Annotated in this window: 4 protein-coding genes; all 4 read left to right on the forward strand. The window is 35.7% G+C overall.

All coding sequences use genetic code 11. From position 1 onward, the window contains the following. Positions 1–139 precede the first annotated feature (139 nt). Positions 140–604, forward strand: coding sequence for a hypothetical protein (locus tag OCI93_RS20700; protein ID WP_261627229.1), 465 nt, complete (start codon positions 140–142; stop codon positions 602–604). Positions 605–737: 133 nt separating this feature from the next. Further along, positions 738–1,142 carry a hypothetical protein gene (locus OCI93_RS20705; RefSeq protein WP_261627230.1) on the forward strand — a complete coding sequence of 135 codons (405 nt, stop codon included), beginning with the start codon at positions 738–740 and terminating at the stop codon, positions 1,140–1,142. 97 nt (positions 1,143–1,239) lie between these two features. After that, the gene (locus OCI93_RS20710; protein WP_261627231.1) at positions 1,240–1,854 is read left to right on the forward strand and encodes a hypothetical protein; all 615 of its coding nucleotides are present in this window, start codon (positions 1,240–1,242) and stop codon (positions 1,852–1,854) included. Between the two features lie 92 nt (positions 1,855–1,946). Further along, entirely contained in the window at positions 1,947–2,408 is a 462-nt protein-coding gene (locus OCI93_RS20715) for a hypothetical protein (protein WP_261627232.1), read from the forward strand. The last annotated feature ends 214 nt before the right edge of the window (positions 2,409–2,622 follow it).

Below are 2,622 nucleotides of genomic sequence, written 5' to 3' on the forward strand. Positions count from 1 at the left end.
AAATCGATGCCAACAGCTTTAATTACAGACATATGGACTCCTCATATTTGAAGCTTATAATCACCTTCACTATGGCACATTGGTAAAAATGTGCTGAGTGGGGAGTCCATATCATTCGTTATGTGTTTGGAGGAAATTGATGATTCTTAATATATCCGATGAGGCGATAGATTTCAGGTCGTCAAAGTGGATCGTTGAATACGCTTTTGCTGCTGGTTGTAATAAATTTTCGGTTGATTTTGATGAAAAGAATACAGATTTCGCCAATGAATATCAGAGAAAACTTATTGAATCACTAGCACCATTCTTCTTAGATGAAGGGAATGCCCCAATAATTGTTAGTTATAACAACGAACCTTATATCCGAAAGCAGAAGCTTTGGGAGTTAAATCATGACAGTACCAAAGTTATACTAAGTAGCATGGGAGCACACTTACTTGATGATATGTTAGCAAGTAATGAGGGTGTATCTGGCTGGCGGTTCTTCAAAGATGATTCGGTCATTGCTTGTGCAGTGCATGGTTTTGACTATCTATTCTTCTTGGATCCTCCAAGTGGTTTAATTGAAAAGTTAGGCTCAAAGGCTACGTTAGAACACATATAACAAGCAATTTAAGCAGACTGCCAACGCTTGGCATTTTTAGTTCGATTTAGCTTCGGTGATTTAGGTGGTAAGTTTGAGTGTATTGGTAGCGTTGTCAGCTACTTAATTGGGCGTTATATAGCCAAAGAGGTTTATGAGAAATCTGCTAATTGGGTTAACTACTATTCTGGCTTGGGTTCCATCAACATTGTTGGTGATCCTCGCATTTTTCGCTTTAATTGGTGCAATTGGTAGTATTTTTGATTTGCCTATTATGTTTAGCCTTAAGTGGATTGTTACCTCAGTATTTGGGATTTTTGGCTACATTGCTTTAACTTCTGTAAGTTGGGGTTTAAAGCTTAAGCATAAAACTCGGTTGGTATTTCTTATCTTTGGATTGTTAGCTCTGGCATTCACTTATTGGTCGGGTGTTAACTTTGACGGTGAAATGTTTAAACTTGGTAGTAGCTGGTTTGAGTTCTATTTGTTTTTATGCCCAGCTATATTTTTAATAATTCATATAGTTTTACACCTGGTTTGGGTGCGTAAGGCTATATAACAAGCTAATAAACAAGGACAAAAAACAGTTTGCTGTTTTCGTTCCTCAACATTTTAGCAAACAATTTTTTGCCTGTTATTAGGGCGTTAAGTCTCTTATGAATATCGAGTATTACGAAAGTTTTGAGAAAGAACTAGAAGCTGGCTTAAAAAAGCAAGCGACTGCCTCTGTTAAAAAGTTTGTCGACTCGTTTAAGAGTCGTGAAGAAATTAAAAATTGGGTTTGGTCATATTTACCAAACCTTGAAAAGAACCGTCATAGCTGTATCAGATATGAAATATTTATCAATTTGGTATACCCGATACTAAAAGAAGGGTTTGAGTCTAAAGACTACAACTCTACTTTATGGCTTGGTAAGCTAATTCAAAATGTTTATAAAACTAAAGGCATTTTTGAAGAACTAGGTTCCTTGGTTGAGATGGATTTCTATCGCAAATGTTACGAAATCGATTCTTCAAACTCTGAAGGTAGAACTCTACTTTTAGAGAGTATTTTAAATTGGCTTTCACATTGTGAGCATGAGTGGCCTTCAGGTATTTTATACGCAATGGATGGTGCAACATTAGAACAATGCGAATTAATAAGAAAAGAGACTGATTTTGCGTTCACTTTAGCATCAACCGAAAGAGATATAGCTTTTATTGAACAGTTTTTAAGTAATCTTAGTTTGTACGAAGAGAGACTTAACAAGTCACTAAAGCAGGACTCGTAATAGTTGGCTCGGTTCCGCTTCGCTTCACATTTTAGCCAACAATTACTCGCCTCTTAGTGAGGCGTTATATTTATTTAGCATGGAGCATACCTTTGAAGAATTTTGTTTTAATTATATTTTGTTTGTTTTTAATTAGTTGTAAATCAACTCAGTCTAAATCCGACAGCCTTCAGTTTGGAGTTAATTTAAATGCGCATCCTGAACTTACAAAAGCTGAGAGATCTCTATGGTTTGGTTTCAGTTTTGGTTTAGGTACTTGCATTCAAAATGAGGGTGCCTCATATAATAACTTTCCAATTTCTTGTGAAGTTACAGCAAGAACAATTATGGCTCAAATGTATGAGAATGAACCTGATAAAAGTGCCTATAAAGACGTTTATGCTAGCGAGCTTTATTCCGTATATAAAGCTGGGTTCATAGAGCAATACGTGTGGTTCTACCATAACCAAAAAGAATGGAACAAGCCAAGAAACATCGAAAAATATAAAATATGGGCATCTAAAAATTTAACGACACATAATCAACAAACGAAGTTTGTGGGTAAATATCAATAAATATAACAAGCGCCTCAACAAAGGACGTAAAAAGCTTGGCTTGCGTCACTTTGTTTCTAATTTTAGCCAAGCATTTTACGCCTGTTAGGCGAACGTTAGCATTCATAAGGAGTTGAACTTTCACAATGATTAAAATTTTTATAAGTCATGCTTCGGAAGATAAAGCTGAGTTTGTTCGGCCTCTCGTATCTGAAATAAGTAAATTATATGATGT

The organism is Pseudoalteromonas holothuriae (assembly GCF_945859825.1).
Classification (GTDB): Bacteria; Pseudomonadota; Gammaproteobacteria; order Enterobacterales; family Alteromonadaceae; genus Pseudoalteromonas; species Pseudoalteromonas holothuriae.

What these genes read in the sequence shown, in the direction of transcription:
- OCI93_RS20700 (WP_261627229.1), top strand. Translation starts at nt 140, where the DNA reads ATGATTCTTAATATATCCGATGAGGCGATAGATTTCAGGTCGTCAAAG.
- OCI93_RS20705 (WP_261627230.1), top strand. Translation starts at nt 738, where the DNA reads ATGAGAAATCTGCTAATTGGGTTAACTACTATTCTGGCTTGGGTTCCA.
- OCI93_RS20710 (WP_261627231.1), top strand. Translation starts at nt 1,240, where the DNA reads ATGAATATCGAGTATTACGAAAGTTTTGAGAAAGAACTAGAAGCTGGC.